Annotated in this window: 16 protein-coding genes; 3 read left to right on the top strand and 13 right to left on the bottom strand. The window is 47.9% G+C overall.

The annotated features are described in order from the left end of the window. The first annotated feature begins 47 nt into the window (after positions 1–47). Genes EYR25_RS09410 through EYR25_RS09400 form a run of 3 tightly spaced genes read left to right on the top strand, consistent with a single transcriptional unit; the run spans position 48 to position 2,375 of the window. Complete coding sequence (locus tag EYR25_RS09410; RefSeq protein WP_023268775.1) at positions 48–395, top strand: PepSY domain-containing protein; 348 nt, start codon at positions 48–50, stop codon at positions 393–395. After that, entirely contained in the window at positions 376–1,050 is a 675-nt protein-coding gene (locus EYR25_RS09405; protein ID WP_011715803.1) for a response regulator transcription factor, read from the top strand. The genes EYR25_RS09410 and EYR25_RS09405 overlap by 20 nt, the downstream gene beginning before the upstream one ends. After that, positions 1,047–2,375 (top strand): ATP-binding protein, encoded by a 1,329-nt coding sequence (locus tag EYR25_RS09400; RefSeq protein WP_133179587.1) that lies wholly within the window; start codon positions 1,047–1,049, stop codon positions 2,373–2,375. The genes EYR25_RS09405 and EYR25_RS09400 overlap by 4 nt, the downstream gene beginning before the upstream one ends. A 125-nt stretch (positions 2,376–2,500) precedes the next feature. Here EYR25_RS09400 and EYR25_RS09395 read toward each other — a convergent pair whose 3' ends face one another. The 13 genes from EYR25_RS09395 to petA form a co-directional block, all read right to left on the bottom strand. Beyond that, complete coding sequence (locus tag EYR25_RS09395; protein ID WP_133179584.1) at positions 2,501–3,304, bottom strand: DUF1338 domain-containing protein; 804 nt, start codon at positions 3,302–3,304, stop codon at positions 2,501–2,503. Between the two features lie 164 nt (positions 3,305–3,468). Next, on the bottom strand, positions 3,469–4,932 hold the full coding sequence (astD, locus tag EYR25_RS09390) for a succinylglutamate-semialdehyde dehydrogenase (protein WP_133179582.1): 1,464 nt from the start codon (positions 4,930–4,932) through the stop codon (positions 3,469–3,471). 8 nt (positions 4,933–4,940) lie between these two features. After that, on the bottom strand, positions 4,941–5,960 hold the full coding sequence (gene astA / locus EYR25_RS09385) for an arginine N-succinyltransferase (protein WP_023268779.1): 1,020 nt from the start codon (positions 5,958–5,960) through the stop codon (positions 4,941–4,943). A 127-nt stretch (positions 5,961–6,087) separates the two neighbouring features. Further along, positions 6,088–7,305: an aspartate aminotransferase family protein gene (locus tag EYR25_RS09380; protein ID WP_133179580.1), complete on the bottom strand. Its 1,218-nt coding sequence runs from the start codon at positions 7,303–7,305 to the stop codon at positions 6,088–6,090. Positions 7,306–7,613: 308 nt separating this feature from the next. Beyond that, entirely contained in the window at positions 7,614–8,525 is a 912-nt protein-coding gene (locus EYR25_RS09375) for an alpha/beta hydrolase (RefSeq protein WP_133179578.1), read from the bottom strand. 55 nt (positions 8,526–8,580) lie between these two features. Further along, the gene (locus tag EYR25_RS09370; RefSeq protein ID WP_133179576.1) at positions 8,581–9,726 is read right to left on the bottom strand and encodes an HDOD domain-containing protein; all 1,146 of its coding nucleotides are present in this window, start codon (positions 9,724–9,726) and stop codon (positions 8,581–8,583) included. Positions 9,727–9,925: 199 nt separating this feature from the next. Then, complete coding sequence (locus tag EYR25_RS09365; protein ID WP_133179574.1) at positions 9,926–12,406, bottom strand: S9 family peptidase; 2,481 nt, start codon at positions 12,404–12,406, stop codon at positions 9,926–9,928. Positions 12,407–12,861: 455 nt separating this feature from the next. After that, a complete protein-coding gene (locus tag EYR25_RS09360) occupies positions 12,862–13,437 on the bottom strand; it encodes an anthranilate synthase component II (RefSeq protein WP_133179572.1) in 576 nt (191 codons plus the stop codon). Between the two features lie 156 nt (positions 13,438–13,593). Beyond that, positions 13,594–14,031, bottom strand: coding sequence for a ClpXP protease specificity-enhancing factor (locus EYR25_RS09355; RefSeq protein WP_011715796.1), 438 nt, complete (start codon positions 14,029–14,031; stop codon positions 13,594–13,596). Next, positions 14,031–14,660, bottom strand: coding sequence for a stringent starvation protein SspA (gene sspA, locus EYR25_RS09350; protein ID WP_011715795.1), 630 nt, complete (start codon positions 14,658–14,660; stop codon positions 14,031–14,033). The genes EYR25_RS09355 and sspA overlap by 1 nt, the downstream gene beginning before the upstream one ends. A 96-nt stretch (positions 14,661–14,756) precedes the next feature. Further along, positions 14,757–15,455: a cytochrome c1 gene (locus tag EYR25_RS09345; RefSeq protein WP_133179570.1), complete on the bottom strand. Its 699-nt coding sequence runs from the start codon at positions 15,453–15,455 to the stop codon at positions 14,757–14,759. After that, positions 15,455–16,669 (bottom strand): cytochrome b, encoded by a 1,215-nt coding sequence (locus EYR25_RS09340; protein ID WP_011715793.1) that lies wholly within the window; start codon positions 16,667–16,669, stop codon positions 15,455–15,457. Before EYR25_RS09340 ends, EYR25_RS09345 begins: the two co-directional genes overlap by 1 nt. Continuing rightward, complete coding sequence (gene petA, locus EYR25_RS09335; RefSeq protein WP_011715792.1) at positions 16,669–17,259, bottom strand: ubiquinol-cytochrome c reductase iron-sulfur subunit; 591 nt, start codon at positions 17,257–17,259, stop codon at positions 16,669–16,671. Before petA ends, EYR25_RS09340 begins: the two co-directional genes overlap by 1 nt. Positions 17,260–17,599 lie beyond the last annotated feature (340 nt).

Here is a 17,599-nt window from a genome sequence, read left to right as displayed (position 1 = left end):
AAGTGGCCTAGCATAAAATCTAGGCCATTTTTTATTGGGGAGCATAAATGAAACGGCTGTTATTTATCGGTTTTTTCAGTCTGTTTACGCTGGTGCATCCAACAATAATTCACGCCGAACCGATTGAATTAGAACATTATCAAGCCAAGGCTTTAGTCAATTCCGGGCAAATTTTATCACTCAATGGCACCCTTGCTGTGGTGAATCAATTCTGCCAAGGCGAACTAATTGACGCGCATCTCTATCAAGAAGATCATAAATGGCGCTATGATTTACAAATCAAAGTACAACGCGGCCAAATAGTGAATCTCAGTATTGATGCCACCAATGGTCAACTTGAACACTCCACCGCACTACCGAGCGAATGTCGAAAACATGAAACTGCTACTCGTTGAAGATAACCCTATGTTGGTCTCCGAACTGGAGAAGCAACTCAAACAGGCTGGCTACGTTACCGATATTACTGACAAAGCGCTTGAAGCCGATTACCTCGTAAAAGAAACCCAATACGATTGCGTGATTTTAGACATTGGCCTACCCGATGGTAATGGACTGGAATTACTCGAAGGCTGGCGTAATCAAGGTATTAGCACACCGGTTATTATGCTTACAGCTCGCAGCCAATGGCATGAAAAGGTCGAAGGCTTTAATGCCGGCGCCGATGATTATTTAGGTAAACCCTTCCATGCACAGGAACTACTCGCGCGTATCCAAGCGCTTATTCACCGTGCACACGGTCGGTTAAATAATCCAAGTAAACAGTTGAGCTATGGTGGCGTCACCTTAGATGAGGCGGAGCAGACAGTCAGCGTTGGCGAGCACTTGTATGAATTGACCGCAATGGAGTTCAGGCTGTTAAAGATCTTCCTCATGTCGCCTAAGAAGCTGTTATCCAAGGCACAACTGACGGACAAGCTCTATCAGTTTGACGATGAGAAAGAGAGTAACGTAGTTGAAGTTTACGTGACTCACCTGCGTAAGAAACTCGGTAAAACCGCGATTGAAACCCGCCGCGGCCAAGGTTATATCTTCCACGGCCTGACTGCATGATCTCCATTCGCACTAAGCTCAGTTTATGGTTAACGGGCTTATTAGTGTTAGGCACTGTGATTGGACTCATATTGTTTGAGTCCATGCTGCGCCAAGCGTTTCACGACTCCATTATCAACCGCTTAGAAGAAGATCTTGAGCACATCATGTTGGCAACCCATATCAATAATGGGGAGATCCACATCGATCAGAGCCAACTGTCGAGCTTCTATCGCCCTGCCTATTCGGGGCGTTATTTCCAGCTCAACCTGCCCAATGAAGTGATCCGCTCACGCTCCCTGTGGGACATGCAGCTCGATATCGAACCTTTAGCGCCAAACCAGACCCGCGTATGGCAGGCAAAAGGGCCGAAAAACAATGATATGCAGCTATTATCCCTAGGGCTAAACTCGAGCAGCGCCAATGTCACCGCCACCCTAACGGTAGCGCAGGATTTAAGTATCGGCCGACGCGTGTTTAGTGAGGTCTATGGCACTAAGCTTGGGATTAACCTCGCCATGTTGGTGGCCATGATCGCGGGGATCTTCTTGATCCTGCGTCAATCCTTTAAACCGGTAAAACAGATCCAACATGCACTCTCCCGCCTGCAGGAAGGCGAGATTAACGCCTTAGAGCTGAATAACATTCCGCCTGAAGTGCAACCGCTAGCGAAGACCTACAACGAATTATTGGAATACACCGCCAAGCAAATTGAGCGTAGTCGCAACAACTTAGGCAACTTAAGCCATGGGCTGAAAACCCCGCTGGCGGTGATGCAGCAACAGGTTGAAGCCTTGGGGCTTAAAGATCCCGATACCGCCATGGCGCTGCAACAGCAGCTCGACGCTATCCATAAAATGGTCGAGCGTAAACTTGCAGCGGCGCGGATCACCGGCGATATGTTACCTGCCGCCCAGTTAGTGGTACCGAGAGATCTTCACAGCCTCGCCAATACCCTCAACAAAGTGCATAGAAGTAAAAACATCAACTGCGACTTTGAGCTTGATCCTAGTATCCAGCGCCTGCCCATCCATAGGGAAGATGGTATGGAGCTCTTAGGGAATCTGCTCGATAACGCCTTTAAATGGGCGGGCAGCCAAGTCACGGTAAAACTGTGGAAGGAACAAAGCAAACTCTGCCTCAGCATAGATGATGATGGCCCAGGTGTTGCCGATGACGAACTCGATAAACTCACCCAAAGGGGCACGCGCCTCGATGAATCTGTGATGGGCCATGGCCTAGGGTTATCGATAGTGAAAGAAATTGCCGAGCAATATGGCATTGAGCTTAAGTTTAAGCACAGCAGCCACTTATCTGGTCTCAGCATTGAACTAGTCTTTGGCTAACGAGTGCTTAGCTAAGAGTGCTTAGCGAACAAGTGTTAAGCTATGTGCTCTAAGTGCTACCAATAAAAACGCCATCGAACGATGGCGTTTTTGTTTGAGATGAGTCAGCAAATCGCCTTAATTCATTAGGCCTTTTTCGCGTTGGTGCTCTCAAAAATCTTATCGGCTGATGCGGCCACGAAACCCGTGTACAGCTCACCATTCGCCTTGGGATAACGCAGGGCAAATTCATAGAAGCAGCTTGGGATCTCAACCGTTGCATCGCTAAATGCCACTGCGATTTTATCGGCCATGGTCGAGGATTGCTCCAGTAACACCTCCGGCGAACCTTTGATTTCGCCACCTGCACTATTGAGCACAAAACCCGCTTGCTTAAGCGCATCGTTCACCGACTCTAATGTCTCGAAGTCCTCGAGGTGATTGATAGAGACTGTAAAATGGTTGGCACGGTAGCCAAAGGCCGCAACCCAAGCCGCATATTCGCTCTCTTCGAGCAGCGTCTCATAGGTCTTAGCATCCAGCTTCCAATGGCGACCCGAATAGATAAAGTTATCCGCTTTAGTCGCCTCTTCATCCACTTGGGCAATCAAACCTTGGATGGTGCTTTGCAGTGATGGACTAAATTCTTCCACCAATAACTCAGAAATAAACACCTTTGGCTGAGTCGCATCTGGGTGCTCAAAATGCTTAGCCACCAGTTTTTTCTGTTCAAACTTATAGTCACCACAAGCCACATAACCTAAAGAGGTAAAGTGCTCGGCCAATACGGCTAAATTCACCTTAGCGATGTTAAAAGTACGCAGAGCGATATGGTCGTTGATGATTGGCTTGCCGTGACCGAGTAGCTCGTGCACCTTGGCCGCAGATGGGGTCATTTGAATATAGTCTTGCCAGAGAGCGGCAAATAACGCATTGATATCTGTGTGCATAAAAACTCCTTTTATTGTGCTGCGACTATAGTGCGTATTGTTTTGCCGCTCGCACTCAATGTAACGACCCTAGCCACTTGCTGCACAACGGCGCTCAGTAGCAGCCCAAGTAACGTTACTGCTTGCTATGAAAAAGGAAGAACCTAGGTTCTTCCTCAATGATGTCACTCTAAACTTAACCCTGGGCTTAAGCTTGCGGGTAAACTCACCGCATCCGCCTCAACGGAGGCAACAGGGTAAGCACAATAGTCGGCGGCATAAAATGCACTCGCCCTGTGGTTACCCGAAGCGCCTACGCCGCCAAAGGGGGCTGCGCCAGAAGCACCAGTGATCTGCTTGTTCCAATTCACAATACCCGCACGAATGCGGGCGAGGAAATACTCATAATCATCACGGCTATCGGCCAAGATCCCCGCGGATAAGCCATAACGGGTTTGGTTAGCCAGCTTAATCGCTTGGTCAAAATCGCTGTAGCGTACTAATTGCAGCAGTGGTCCGAAGTATTCTTCATCGGGTAACTCGCTCACCGCAGTCACATCGATAAGCCCGGGTGAGACTAAGCCTGTTCCCGCTTGCAGGTGAGTGAGTTCAACCAGTGAGACACCGCCTAAGTTCTGTAGGTTAGCCTGCGCCGCAACCATGCCTTTCGCCGCAGCTTCAGAAATCATTGAGCCCATAAAAGGCTGTGGCTGCGCATTCCAAGGTCCGACTTTAATCTGCTTAATTGCTTCAACCAACTTGGCAACTAAGGCATCGCCCTGCTCGCCTTGCTCAACATAGAGCCTTCGGGCGCAGGTACAACGCTGGCCAGATGAAATATAGGCCGATTGCAGAATATCGTGCACCGCCGCTTTAATATCGGCGACACCTTTAATAATCAGTGGGTTATTACCGCCCATTTCTAAGGCGAGGATCTTACCAGGATGACCCGCATATTGCTGATGCAATAGGTGACCAGTGCGAGAACTACCGGTAAAGAACAGGCCGTCGAGTTGTGGGTGCGACGCCAGCGCCTTACCCGTATCGACTTCGCCTTGCACTAAGTTGATAACACCCGCGGGCAGACCCGCCTTTTCCCAAAGAGAGACCATCAACTCGGCCACTTTAGGCGTCAATTCAGAGGGCTTAAACACCACGGTATTGCCCGCGAGCAGCGCTGGCACAATATGACCATTGGGTAAATGCCCTGGGAAGTTATAAGGCCCAAACACAGCAACCACACCGTGTGGCTTATGACGCAATACCGCGCGCCCTGCTGGAGTATCATTGGCCTCAGTGCCGGTACGCTTGTTGTAAGCTGTGGCCGACAGGCCAATCTTACCAATCATGGCAGCGACTTCTGTCGCCGTTTCCCATTGAGGTTTACCGGTTTCTTGAGCGATCGTTTCGGCTAGTTCGGCTTTATTCGCTTCGAGTTGGCTGCGATAGGCTTCGACAATCTTTAAACGCGCATCAAAACCTAACATAAACCAATCGAACTGAGCTTCACGGGCAGCATCGACGGCGGCATTGACTTGATCAGCTGTCGCCGTTTGGCCACGCCAAATGATTTCGCCATTTGCTGGGTTGCTAGAGGTCACATCATGACCCTTGCCAGCTTGCCACTGGCCTTTAATAAAATGTGTCATTTGCATTCCTACATTGCCAAAATACGGATTTGATCGCCTTTTGCGAGTAACAAACCCTCGGCGAGTTCTGGACTAATTACCACTTGCTCGGTTTTGTCATCCACAGCAAGACAAGCGGAGGTCGCACGGTAATTGGCTAATTGAGTGTTAGAGACAATAAATTGCTTATCGGATTCAGGCATTTCACCAATATCCACGGTCAGCAGACGGCTCTCACGCACGGCGCGGATATCTGTGAGACGGCATTCCACCGTTGGACCACCATCGAAAATATCCACATAACCACGGCATCTAAAGCCTTCGGCCTGAAGCAGACTCAAGGCTGGACGGGTATTGGTGTGCACTTCGCCTATCACTTTTTGTGCTTCTTCTGGCAGCAGGCAAACGTACACGGGGTTGCGGGGCATCATCTCCGCCATAAAGGCTTTTTTGCCTAGACCCGACAGGTAATCGGCCTGAACAAAATCAATACCTAAAAAGTTTTTTTGCAGCCAACCATAGAAGGGGGAATGACCATCGGCATCGCTCACACCACGCATTTCGGCAATCACAGTCTCGCCAAAACGCTTTGCATGTTGAGCTAAAAACAGAAAACGGCTGCGGGATAACATGCGGCCATTATTCCCCTTACGATAAGGCTCCCGTAAAAACAGGGTACAAAGCTCAGCAGCGCCAGTGTAATCGTGGCACAGAGTTAAGGTTTCGACCTCGTTGCGAACTTCGATTTGCTCAGAATGATAAACCTCTGTCCCGAGGCGATAGTGGTAGAAGGCATCCTCCATACCCACTGCGGCTTCAATGGCACAAGTACCAACCACTTCGCGGGTCGCGGTATCCTCGAGCACCATCAAATAGCCTTCATCGAAGGGCTTATCAACCACCTTAACGAATGAGGCTTCTGCACGGGCAATTTTATGCCTAAGCAAATCGGCATTGACTGGCAATGAGGTAAAGCCATGGCCAGACTCTTCGGCGATTTGATATAGAGATTCAAAATCGCCTGCCTTAATAGGACGTATGATTAACATCTTAGTGTCTCCTCACTTAAGCTTGCTGTGCATCAAGGCGCCTATCTTAAAAAAGACAGGATAGATACACGCAAGTATTCCCTGACAAAAAAGGAGTGCGAATAAAATTCAGCACTCCTTTGGTCGCTTAGGCAGCAGCGATGCTCGCCACAGCACGCTCAAAACGTGCTAGGCCTTCTGCAATATCTGCCTCAGGGATCACCAGTGAAGGAGCAAAACGTACCACATTAGCACCCGCCATCAGGCTCATTAAGCCTTCAGCAACAGACGCTACTAAAAAGTCACGTGAACGACCTTGGTACTGTTCATTAAGGACCGCCCCTAACAGCAAGCCTTTACCGCGAATTTCAGAGAAAACATGATATTTTTCATTAATTTTGTTCAGACCATCGCGTAATAACTGCTCGCGATGTTTCACACCGTTCAATACTTCCGGTGTGTTAACCACATCTAATACCGCGTTGCCGATAGCGCAAGCTAATGGGTTACCACCGTAGGTTGAACCGTGAGTACCGACTTTCAAGTGCTCAGCAATTTCTGCGGTCGTCAGCATAGCTGCGATCGGGAAACCACCGCCCAGCGCTTTAGCCGTGGTCAGAATATCCGGCACTATGTCGGTGCCCATGTAAGCATATAGTTCACCCGTACGGCCAACACCGGTTTGTACTTCGTCGAAAATCACCAGTGCATTGTGTTTATTAGCCAGTTCACGCACCGCTTTGAGGAACGCAGGATCAGCATTAATAATACCGCCCTCGCCTTGCAGCGGCTCTAACATAATGGCGCAGGTTTTATCCGATACCGCCGCTTCTAATGCCGCAATATCGTTATAGGGTAAGTGCGTGATACTTTGTGGTTTTGGACCAAAACCATCTGAATAGGCTGCTTGACCGCCAACGCTCACGGTGAAGAAAGTACGACCGTGGAAAGCTTTATCGAAGGCGATGATTTCATCTTTCTCTACGCCGAATTTTTCTAAGGCATAACGACGGGCCAATTTCAGTGCAGCTTCGTTGGCTTCGGCGCCAGAGTTAGCAAAATACACACGCTCAGCAAACGTACTGTTAACCAACTTAGTTGCAAGCTCAAGCGCTGGCTCGTTGGTCATCACGTTAGACAGGTGCCATAATTTTTCGCCTTGCGTTTTTAAGGCATTCACTAAGGCGGGATGACAGTGACCTAAGCAATTTACCGCGATACCGCCGGCAAAATCGATAAACTCGTTACCCTCTTGATCCCATACTCGGCTTCCTTCGCCACGTACAGGGATCACTGCAGCAGGCGCATAGTTAGGCACCATAACCGCATCAAACTGGGCACGATTCAACTTCATATCAACGCTCATTCTTCTTCATCCTTTGTTTAAATGTAACGACCTCGGGAGCCGTCTGAGTCCCCAACGTATCTTTATCTTGAGTTAGTGATACAGGGTATGCTTGTGTCTATTAATAGCCATTATTAGCGAAATTGTGATCAAAATACCAGTTTTTCACAAACAACATTCGCCATGCTTTGGGTCAAACTGCATAAAGATTGTAGTTTAAGAACTATACAAGCGTTTACGCCAGAGGCCTTTAGCATATTTAGTCAGAAAAAAAGTTATTTACCCCTATTTTTGCTAGCTATTCACTGAATATGAATAACTACACAATTTTAACGAATCAGCTGTGAAAGCACAAAATCTGCAATTTGCTCCCTCGCCTCAAGCGCTTCTGGCAACAGATGGAACAGGGGAAAAACATGGGGCATGTTGTGATAAAAACGCGATTCGACCGCGCCACCACAGGCCTTAATTTGCATAACCAGTCGTTCTGAGTCCTGTAAAAGTAACTCGCGCGTACCAGCAATCACTAAGAGTGGCGGCAAGTCAGCCAAGTTCCCCTGTAAAGGTGACACCCGTTCAGACATGGGATTCGCCCCTGCAAGATACGCCCCGCGCAGCCGCAATAGCGACTCAATGGTAAAGAACGGATCATCGGCACCTAAAATCAGCTCAGTATCACCAGTTATCGCTAAATCGAGCGCGGGTGACAACAACACACAGGCTTTAGGCATGGGCAGATGGCGCTTTTTCAGTTCGAGCAACAGACTTAAGGCTAAATTGCCGCCGGCAGAATCGCCCATTAGCACCAGATTATCGTTGCCTTTCAACTCAATTAAATGCAGGTAAGCCTCGAGCACATCGTCACAGGGCGCGGGATACGGATGTTCCGGTGCTAAACGATAATCCGGGATAAACGTGTTTAGGCGACAACGTTCGCTGATATCGGCCACCAGTCTTGCGTGGGCATGGGGAGTCTTAAAACAGAATCCGCCGCCGCGAATGTAAAATAGATTGCCCAAACGCGGCGTGTCATTGAGCAGCACATAATGCAGTAGTGTGGAATGTTGTAAGGGAATTGAGGCAGTAACGAGTTTTTCAGGCCATGGCAACCAGCGCTTATCTAGCTCTAATAAACGTTGCCGAACTTGGCTTAGGGGAAGTTTGGCCTTACCTCGGCTGATCGATGGCCGTGCCACATAGGATAAAATAGTATTTAATACAGATGCTTGCCAGCTTGGCATTTCCCGTCCTCCACATCAGTGCCGCAATTAGACACCGATGGGAACGGCGTGCAGATTACAGCAGATCCAACTTCCGATAATTCTGTGCTTTTAGGCGCAGTACTTCCTGCTCGCTGAGCTCGTAATAATCGAACATTAAGCGTTTTTCCTGCGGCTCGATTTGGCGCATCTCTTCAAGCAACAGCACCTTAGCATAACAATTCGCCCGTGCCACTAATGCGGCCGGCATAGAGAGTTCGCGGTAAGTTAAAGTTTGGTCCAACTCTTTAAGCAATTGAGTTAATGGACTCTGCTCAAACTTAAGTAACTCTAATAGTTGCCAATTAAGCTTATGTCCATGGGCTAACACTTGCTCAAAAACCACTTTAGCAGGGAATTCGGTGGCAATAACAGCATCGTACACTTCCTTATCTCGACTCGAACTTGCCTCACGGATCCAATTGCCCCACGTTTTATCAAATAAACGCGCACTCAAACTCAGCACAACCGAGGTGCCTAACTGATTCAATAATGCGCCACTATAAACTAAGGCTGAGTCAGTATTATGAAGCTGCGCTAACGCATTCGCGGCTATTCCGCTCACAATGCTATAGCGCCATAGCTTACGGGTGGTCCAGAGTAACTTAGCATTGCCACTCGGCAGCCAATTACGTAGGCAAAAATAAGGAATAATGGTACGCAGGTTTTCGATGCCAATGTAATTCATCACTAATTTGATATCGGTGACTCGTACGTCGGAGCTCTGCGGGCGGCGCGCCCGAAATGCAGGACTATTAACCATATTGGTTAAATCGCGACACAACCAGCTTAAATTGCTGATTAAGGGTCTTAATCGCGTCGCATCAAGGTTTTTTGCCAGCAACAGCTCGAGCAGCAGGATCTGTGATTCGTTAATATCCGACTTGGCTAGCACTAACTCTGGGGATGCCAGTTGATGCTCAATAGCATTATTGACCGTTTCGATGAGTTGCTTGGAAATGGCTTCAAAAACCTCACGGGCCTGAATTTGTTTGAGTAGCCGCGACAGAATCGCCTCTCGCTCGACATCGAGTTTATTGGCATCGGCCTCAAGCTCTCGGTCTAAATCATCCAATAAGGTTGGGCCAGCCTTTTGCTTACCGAGGATCAGTTGCTGATAGAGCCTATGTTCTATCTCTATAATTTTGCCGGGTCTAACACCGCCCGCTACCGATATCGCCACAGTTTATCTTTCCTATTTCGCCCGTGCTAAGTGGCGCGCATTTGCTAAAAGCTTTAAAAACTTCATAATTTCAGCACATACGTTAAGTCTTAGCAATAAGCAACGGGTCACAATCTCACAACATTGATGCAGGGCTTGCGCCCGTAAATTATGCTCAAGAAAAAGGCCTCGATATGAGGCCTTAATACTTTCGCGAAATTTACTTAAGCTCTTGTTCAAACAGCTTATAAATACGGCGATATTCGTCCAACCAACTCGATGGCTGACGGAAACCATGGGGCTCAACCGGATAAATTGCGGTTTCGAACATAGGTTTTTCCAGCTCGATAAGGTGCTGCACCATACGCACGCTATCTTGGAAGAACACGTTGTCATCCATCACGCCACTCATGATAAGTAGCGGCTTAGTCAAACCTTGGGCATGCTCGATAGGCGAGCTACGATCGTAGGCGATAGGATCAACATCCGGTGTGTTTAAAATGTTGGAGGTGTATGGCGCGTTGTAATGTGCCCAATCCGCCACAGGGCGCAATGCTGCGCCTGCTTGGAATAACTCAGGCTCAGTAAATAAGGACATAAAGGTTAAGAAGCCGCCGTAAGAACCACCATAAGTACCGACACGCTTAATATCCACGTTGGCATTTTGTCCCATCCAAGTCACACCGTCTTTTAAGTCTTCAACTTCTGGGTGACCCATGTTGCGATAAATCGCCGTGCGCCAGTCGCGGCCATAACCTTTAGAGCCACGGTAATCCATGTCCATCACCACATAACCCTGCTGGGTCAGTAGGTTGTGGAACATAAACTCACGGAAGTAACCACTGAAACCATAATCGGCATTCTGTAGGTAGCCCGCACCATGGTTAAAGATAACCGCGGGATATTTTTCGGCGCGCGATTTATCAAAGCCCTGGGGCAAATAAACCCGCGCATACACTTGGCCTGCTCCATGGTTAGAAGGGACGGCTACCACTTCGGGCGCTTGCCATGGATATTGCTTAAAGGCATCGCTGGTGTATGACGTGAGCTGTTTTAACTCACCGCCAATCGGCTGAACATACAGCTCATTCGGCGCTGTACGGCGAGAGGCATTGAGCAGCAACTTAGTGCCATCGGGGCTTAAGCTGTAATCTAAGTTACCGTCCCACTGGGTTAATTGCTCATTTTTGCCCGAGGCAATATTCACACGGTGAACGTTGTAAATACCAGGGTGGCTTTGGTTAGCCTTGTAGTAGATGTAGTTTGCGTCGGGCGACAGGGTGATGTCACTTACCACAAACTTACCTTGAGTCAAGGCGCGGGGCTTTTCGCCACGGGGTTTGATATAAAGCTGAGAATAACCTGTCTCTTCAGAGAGATAGTAAAGTGTGTCTGTTCCTGGTAACCAGCCAAATTGGTTATAGTCGTAGTTCACCCAAGCATCATCATGGAGGCGATGCTCGGTGATAAACTTGCCCTTTGCCAGATCGACACTGGCAATCCAGCGGTCTTTGTTATCGGTCGCTTCGACCATCACCGCCAGTTTGTCCTCAGACTCATGCCATTGAATCGCGCTTTGAGTCCAGCCCCAATCCTGCATCAACTGAATTTTACGGGGAGCCTTAGTGCTTTGATACGACTCACCTTTTGCCTTGGCGTTTTCAGTCTTCACCTTAGCTAAAACGTCCTCATCGAAGCCTGTTAAGCCTTCGATAGTCACATCAATCTGTTTATGCTCATTTAGATCGAGTACCACAAAGCGTTGCCCTGGTGGATTATCTTCTGCAACACGGGCGCGGACTGGCACAGGATCGATATAGCCTTCGCTACCGAGGTAGTTTGGCATGATGTCGTGTTCACTGCTGCCGGTGTAGTTTTTATCGGTTAAGGCCACAAACAGATAGCGACCGTCTGGCGACAAACTCAGCTCAGACACCACCTCAGCATCACCGAGATACCAAGTGTTGGCGGCGAGGGTCGGATCGCTCTTTTGCAATTCGTTCTTAAATTGTTCTTTGGCTTTGGCATTTTCTTGCTGCAACGCCACATATTGAATGAGTCTGTGCTGCTGCTTGGCTAAGTAGCTGCTCGGCTCTTTCACGCCCTCGGGCGCTTTCGCCATTTTGATTTCAGCCAACTGCTCGACTAATCCACTGTCTTGATGGATTTGGAAAACATTATCCCCTTGCCAATAGGCAATATCGCCATTGTTAAGGTAACGCAGGCCACTGATCGCCGTTCGCTGGCGGGTAAGCTGAGTGATTTTGCCAGAGCTTAAATGCTTAACAAAAATATTGCCTTGATAGAGATACGCCTTGTTGGTCTTAGCACTGTCTAACACGCCAAACTGTTGGTCCGCCGCGTGTAGCTTATCGATAGCCAGTTCAACGGCGCGGCTGTCATTAATGCCCTGCTGATAGTAATTCCGTAGCGGCGATGCGCTAGGTTGGCGGGCAAAGAAAACGCTCTGGCTGTCATCGCTCCAGTAGGCTTCCTTAGCGAAAATCCCCATCCAATCGGGGTTCGCCATAATTTGATTCAGCGTAAGCGGTTGTGAAACTTGGGGAGGCTGAGCTAAAGGGACTTGATAAGCCTGTGGTGTGGTCGCGGGAGTCGCCGTTTCAGTTGAGGTGGCGGCGCAACTCGTCAATACCGCAACGGCTAACGCACTTAAACCCAAATTTCGCATTACGCTGTTCATTCGTCCTTCCTTTTATTGTTATCGCAGCCCTAGCAACACTCTGGAGTAGACTCCAAGGCGAGTGGGCAAGCGTCGTTTTGCGGCAGTTATATCACACTTGGGCGACATATTTGCTTAAAAGGAGGAGAAATCTTGTAACAAAGCTTAGGGCGTGTTGACGTTTCGAGATTGAATTTTGTTCGTTCTGGCAAGCTCATGCTCGGGAAACGAGGAATGAAGTGTCGTTATTTGACTCAAATGACGAGCTGCTCTTATGACCGGAAGTAAGCTCAAGGGCTTGCCAGACGAACCCTTCGGGCAGCATTTGGCGGACGTTTCTGCCGCGTTATCGTCCGTTTATGTAGAATAACTACACTACACGGACTTTGCCTTGCATAAACGCCCACCAAATTGCTGCAAAAACACCCCTGAAACGTCAACACACCCTAGAGCTGAATAGATCTTTTGGATTTAATCTAAACCAATTGCGACAAGAAATTTGCTAACAATTCATGGCCTTGCTCGGTCAAAATTGATTCGGGGTGAAATTGCACGCCAAAGAGTGGCAGCTGCTTATGGCTCATGGCCATGATTTCGCGGCCATGGGTTGGGTCGTCAAACCAAGCGTCCAGCACAAATCCCTCAGGGACAGCATCGACCAGCAGTGAATGGTAGCGAGTTACAGTCAATGGCTGATTTAAGCCTTTAAACAGGCGCTCGCCAGTATGAGTAATCGCACTGACTTTGCCATGCATGACTCGCTGCGCTCGCACAACCCTAGCACCAAACACCTGCGCCATGGCTTGATGCCCTAAACACACACCGAGGATAGGTAAACGATCGGCAAAATGCTCAATCGCCGCGAGGGAAATCCCCGCCTCATTGGGCGAACAGGGGCCTGGAGATATGACTAAATGGCTCGGTGCCAGAGCCTCGATTTCCGCTAAGCTGATTTCATCATTGCGTTTAACCACGATCTCTTGCCCTAACTGCTGAAAATACTGCACTAAGTTAAAGGTGAAAGAGTCGTAATTGTCGATCATTAGCAACATACAAAATCCATTGGCTCAAATGGTAAGTCGATGCATTCCACGGCTGAAATGCGGCGCAAATGCTACCACAGGCCTTTGCGCGGATTAAACCTTTATCCAATAAAAAAGCCAGTCGATAGACTGGCTTTCAAGAGTATAGAACAGGGTGCAAGTAACCTATTTAACTAGGGTTAAATGACTGCGACGCTTCGGCGGCTCATCCGTTGGTTCGGTTGGCTTCTCGTTTGTCTCGATAACTGACAAGGTCGATTCAGCTTCCTCTTCGACCAAGTATGCATCTTCAATATCGAAGACAGTCCCTGCGCCATTTTCACGGGCGTAAATGGCCACAATCGAGGCCATTGGCAATAATACCTGTTGAGGTACACCACCGAAACGCGCATTGAACTCCACAAATTCATTACCAATTTGCAAATTGCCCACCGCGCTGGCCGCGATATTTAATACGATCTGGCCATCCTTCACGTACTGCTGTGGTACTTGGGTGCCTTTCACAAAGGCATCCACGACAACGTGAGGCGTTAATTGGTTGTCCATCAACCAATCGTAGTAAGCCCTGAGTAAATAAGGACGATTTGGAGTCAACGCTTTCATTACATTCCCATGCGCATTTCGCGTTCAGCTTCAGTCAACGAAGCTTTAAATGATTCACGCTCGAAAATACGTGTCATGTAAGCTTTGATGTCTTTCGCTACGCGGCTGTCTAACTCGATACCTAATACAGGTAAACGCCATAATAATGGGCCGAGGTAGCAATCCGCTAAACCGAATTCTTCGCTCATAAAGTAAGGCATTTCACCAAATACTGGCGCGATTGAAAGTAAACTTTCAGTCAGTTCTTTACGGGCCGCTTCAGCGCGATCGCCTTTGCGAATACGGTCAACGAGTGAGTACCAGTCAGTATCGATGCGGTGCATCATCAAACGGCTTTGGCCGCGAGATACTGGGTAAACAGGCATCAAAGGTGGATGAGGGAAACGCTCATCCAAGTATTCCATGATGATACGTGATTCATACAGAACGAGTTCACGATCTAACAAGGTTGGCACTGAGTTATAAGGATTTACTTCAAGTAAATCTTCAGGCATTTCATTAGGGTCGACCTGTAAAACATCAACAGTAACCCCTTTCTCAGCTAACACGATACGCACTTGATGGCTATACAGATCATCAGCACCTGAAAACAGTGTCATGACAGAGCGTTTGTTGGCAGCAACAGCCATTGATACCCTCCAGAGTCGAAATAAAACAAAAGTAAACGAGGGGCAAAGCCCCCCGTTTACACTATGCGGATACTATATTTTACCCGTTATTGGTGCCTAGTGTACATCTTTCCAGTACTCTTTCTTCAAGAGGTAGGCCACAATAAAGAAGATAAACAGGAATCCAAGTACCCACCAACCTAAAGCTTGACGCTCTAACTTAACAGGTTCAGCCGAATAGACTAAGAAGCCAGTGATATCACGTACTGCTTGGTCGTACTCTTCTGCATTTAACTTACCACCAGAGACCACAATAGTGCCATCTTCTTGCTTAACAGGTGTGCCTTGCAGTTCTTCAAGAACGTGTGGCATACCCACTGATGGGAAGACAGTGTTGTTTACGCCGAATGGACGGCTTGGGTCTTTGTAGAAGCCTTTGAGGTATGAATACACCCAATCTTCGCCACGAACACGTGCGACTAAGGTTAAGTCTGGTGGTGTTGCACCGAACCACTTAGCCGCATCTTTATGTGGTATTGCGTTTTGCATCAGCTCACCGATTTTGGCATCGGTAAACATGTACTTGCTACGCATATCATCGGCAGAAATACCGAGATCATTCGCCACACGTTCATAGCGTTGATACTGAGTGCTGTGACAACCAGAGCAATAGTGTTGGAATATGTCCAGACCACGCTCTAAAGAAGCCTTATCATGCAGATCAACATTGGCTTTTTCTAAATGTACATTGTGTCCACTCGCGGCCATCGCCAGCGTCGGGATCAATGTAACTAATGCAATCAGTAATTTTTTCATTAGTGTGTCAACCTCGCTGGAACAGGCTTAGTTTTCTCATTTTTGCTGTATAACCACAGCAATAAGAAGTAGCCGAAATACGTCACAGTGAAGATACGTGCAACAATAGTCAGCTCTGGTGTTGCAGGTACAGCGCCTAAGTAACCTAAGACGATGAACGATACAGCGAACTGAGCAATGTTCAACTTGTGCAGCGTGCTACGGTAGCGAATTGACTTCACTTTACAACGGTCTAACCAAGGCAATACGAATAGTACTGCAATCGACAGACCCATCATTACCACACCACCCAATTTATCGGGAACAGCACGTAAGATGGCGTAGAACGGAGTGAAGTACCATACAGGCGCAATGTGCTCTGGTGTCTTCATTGGGTTAGCCGCTTCAAAGTTTGGCTTCTCAAGGAAGTAACCGCCGCCTTCAGGGATGAAGAACAGTACGTAACAGAACACGATCAGGAAGCCCGCAACGCCCATAATGTCTTTAACTGTGTAGTATGGGTGGAATGGAATACCATCGACTGGCCAGCCATTCTCGTCTTTGTTCTTCTTGATTTCGATACCATCTGGGTTGTTTGAACCCACTTCGTGCAGAGCGATTAAGTGCAAGAACACTAAAACCACTAACACTAATGGCAGTGCGATAACGTGCAGAGCGAAGAAACGGTTCAGTGTCGCACCAGAGATCACGTAGTCACCACGGATCCACAGGGTTAAGTCATCACCGATAACAGGGATAGCACCGAACAGAGAAATAATTACCTGCGCGCCCCAGTAAGACATTTGTCCCCATGGCAGCAAGTAACCCATAAATGCTTCAGCCATCAGCACGAGGAAAATCAACATACCGAATAGCCACAGCAGTTCTCTAGGCTTTTGATATGAACCGTAAATTAGACCACGGAACATATGTAAGTAGATCACCACGAAGAATGCAGACGCACCAGTTGAGTGCATATAACGCAATAACCAGCCGTACTCTACGTCACGCATGATGTATTCAACAGAGGCGAACGCACCTTCTGCTGTTGGTACATAGTTCATGGTCAACCAGATACCCGTCAGTAATTGGTTAACCAATACCAACATGGCTAATGAACCGAAGAAGTACCAGAAGTTAAAGTTAGTTGGCGTCGCATACTGACCCACGTGACGGTTATAAGTCGCCGTCATTGGGATACGCGCATCGATCCAATTAATTAAATTCTTAACCATTACGCCACTCCTTTATCTACACCGATGATAACGGTGCCATCATCAACGTATTGATGTGGAGGGATAACTAGGTTCAATGGAGCTGGAACGCCTTGGAATACGCGGCCCGCCATATCGAACTTAGAACCATGACATGGACAGAAGAAACCAGAAGTCACGCCTTGAACTTGCTCACCAAATGAATCTGGTAAATAAGTTGGTGAACATCCTAGGTGGGTACAAATACCGACGGCAATAAAATACTCTGGCTTAATAGAACGCAGAGGATTTGTTGCATATTCAGGTTGTTGCATTTCTGCAGACGCTGGATCTCTTAGCTTATCGTCGTGTGTTGGCAGTTCATTAATCACTGCTTCTGTGCGACGGACAACCCATACAGGTTTACCACGCCATTCAACACGGATCAGCTGACCTGGCTCAATTTTACTGATATTTACTTCTACCGGCGCACCTGCAGCTTTCGCCTTGGCACTCGGATTCCATGACTTGATGAAAGGAACCGCTACAGCGACGGCACCAGCACCACCTACTACGGCGGTTGCGGCTGTCAGGAATCTGCGACGTCCGGTATCGACTGGCGCATTGCTCATCCACTTATCTCCCAGAGGGTGTTGGAATTTTTGTTTTTCAAAGACTTTCTGCCACCTAGTTATCACCATGGGCAAAAATCGAAGTTTGAAGCGGGGCTCATTATAGCTAAAAATTAGAAGCAGATCATAGTGAAAACACTCAACTAAGTTAGGGAGATTGCGTGTTTTTTAAAAAATGGACAAAAAAAGCACAACAATTAAGCGATTTTAATCGTTTTGATATACTTTTTGAGCAAACGGACTGTGAGGTCGGCATAATCCATGCATCGCTAATATAACTCCAGCTCCCATTTTGTCACTTTACATTTTCCAGCAGATAAAAAAATGGGCCCTGTTGTCA

Origin of the sequence: Shewanella decolorationis (assembly GCF_004354305.1) — a bacterium.
Classification (GTDB): Bacteria; Pseudomonadota; Gammaproteobacteria; order Enterobacterales; family Shewanellaceae; genus Shewanella; species Shewanella decolorationis.
This window is presented reverse-complemented; position numbering and strand designations above follow the sequence as displayed.